Origin of the sequence: Paenibacillus sp. IHBB 3054 (genome assembly GCF_051594305.1) — a bacterium.
Classification (GTDB): domain Bacteria; phylum Bacillota; class Bacilli; order Paenibacillales; family Paenibacillaceae; genus Paenibacillus_AQ.
Genome location: NZ_JBOFBG010000090.1, coordinates 1 through 2079, shown reverse-complemented (window position 1 = coordinate 2079; position 2079 = coordinate 1). Strand labels below are relative to the sequence as shown.

Below are 2079 nucleotides of genomic sequence, written 5' to 3'. Positions count from 1 at the left end.
TTTAAAGTGCCGTAGCCGAAGCAGACATCCGGCAACTAGCGTTGTCGGATGGGCAGGGTGTCTCTCGCGAGGGGGAATCCGAAGGGCCTGCAGGCAAAGTCCAGCCCGGAATGCAGTGAACCAGAGGTGGCGGCGATGCGGGGTGACCCGCCAAGAAAACGGGGAAACCTATACCATGAGGTATAGCTTGCGGGAAAACAAATAAAGGGAGATGACCTGCAAGACTCATCGACGTGTTTAGGGTCAGGATGGATGGAACAGAAGGTGCAGATGACTGAGGGAAGTCTCGTAGTCTCCTTGGCGCAAACGCGAACAAGGTAGGGGAGGTATAACCGAAAGGGAAAGCCAAGCCGAAGGGTTGCGAGATGGCGGATCGTTCCGTAGTAGCGAGTAAATCTGGGCCAATGAGAGCTGGTAACAGACTGGAGGAGAAAACCCGGATGAGTATGCGCCTGGAAATTTTTTTTTTTTTTGAAGGCAATTAGCCAGAGGAAAAAAAAGTGGTGTCGCATAACCTGCTCTCACTCCAAAAGAGGAGAGACAGAGGCGAAGGGGACGTGCTTCGTCAAAGCCTGTGAGTTCTCGCGAGTGGAGATCGTAAACGTCTTAAACCAGCTGGGGTTTGACCGAGAGGGTGCGTCCCGCCGAGAGCGAAAGAACGCTTGGGGATGAGGCAAACTGGCGACCTGAGTACATCCAAGGCAGCAGAAGCGATTGATCTTTTTTTTTTTCTAACACGCAGTTGCCCGGATGGAACAAGCAAGGAATCGATGCTCTGTAGCGAAAATAAGATCAGCTTGGTGAGTAGCGGTAAAGGTGGTGAAACACCAACATGAAATCGAAACGACGACAATACTATTCCCTTATTGATAAAGTGTACGAGATGAATAACCTGCATGAAGCGTGGCTGTCCGTAAAGAAGAATCAGGGGAGCGGCGGAGTCGATGGCGTAAGCATCGGGATGTACGAGAAGAACGTGAGCACGAACCTAAGGGAACTCCAAAGGTTATTGCAACAGGGACGGTACAAACCCGATCCGGTACGGCGGCATTATATCGAGAAGGAAAATGGGAAGCTCAGACCGTTAGGGATTCCCACGATCCGAGATCGGGTATGTCAGCAAGCGGTACGGCAAATCATCGAGCCGATTTTCGAACAAGATTTTTATACGTACAGTTTCGGCTTTCGAGCAGGATACTCGGCGCACCAAGCCATAAAGACGATACGGCGTGCCAAACGCAGCGGATATGAATACGTGGTAGACCTGGACATTGTGTCTTTCTTCGATGAGATTCCGCATGAATCCCTGATGAAGAAGGTACACGAGAGAATCACCGACGGAAAAGTACTGACGCTCATTCGCGGATGGCTGACGGCGGGAGTCATGGAAGATGATCAGTTCCATGAAACGGAGATCGGGTCTCCGCAGGGCGGGGTGATCTCGCCGCTGCTGGCGAACATTTACTTGAACAGCTTCGACTGGGGCATGAAGGAAAAAGGGTTTGCGGTGGTGAGGTACGCGGACGACGCAGTAATCCTCTGTAAGACAAAGGAGCAAGCAGAGGCAGCGTACCGGGAGGCCAAACGAATACTGGAAGAGGAACTGCATTTACGAATGCACCCGGAGAAAACGAAAGTCGTCCACTTTGACGAAGGATTCCGATTTTTAGGATTTGATCATTGGAAGGATTATTTGCTCGTACCGGAAGCAAAGGTAAAGAAGTTCAAGGATAAGATTCGGAAGGTCACGCGCAGACAGCAAGGAAAGAACCTGGAAGAGATGTTAAAGAAGCTGAATGAAATCGTCCTAGGATTTGGAAATTATTTCGGCATAGGGAATGTAAAGAAGAAGTTTGGGCGGCTAGACCAATGGACGCGCATGAGGGTGCGAGCCTACATGCGCCAAAAGAAGTCAACGGTTTCAAATCTGTTGATTCCGAACAAGGTATTGGAATCGGCAGGTATGGTATTTCTAACAGGTTTACTCACCACACGTTCCTAATTCAGGAGGGAAATAGGCAATCCGGTGACGGATGAAGGAAACTCACTCCTGAAGATGGGGAACTGACGAAGGAAAGC

General features: G+C 50.2%; 1 protein-coding gene. It reads left to right on the top strand.

Translation table 11 applies throughout. The features are described from left to right. Positions 1 to 832: 832 nt before the first annotated feature. Complete coding sequence (gene ltrA / locus ACQ76X_RS35720) at positions 833 to 2002, top strand: group II intron reverse transcriptase/maturase (protein ID WP_438498637.1); 1170 nt, start codon at positions 833 to 835, stop codon at positions 2000 to 2002. Positions 2003 to 2079 lie beyond the last annotated feature (77 nt).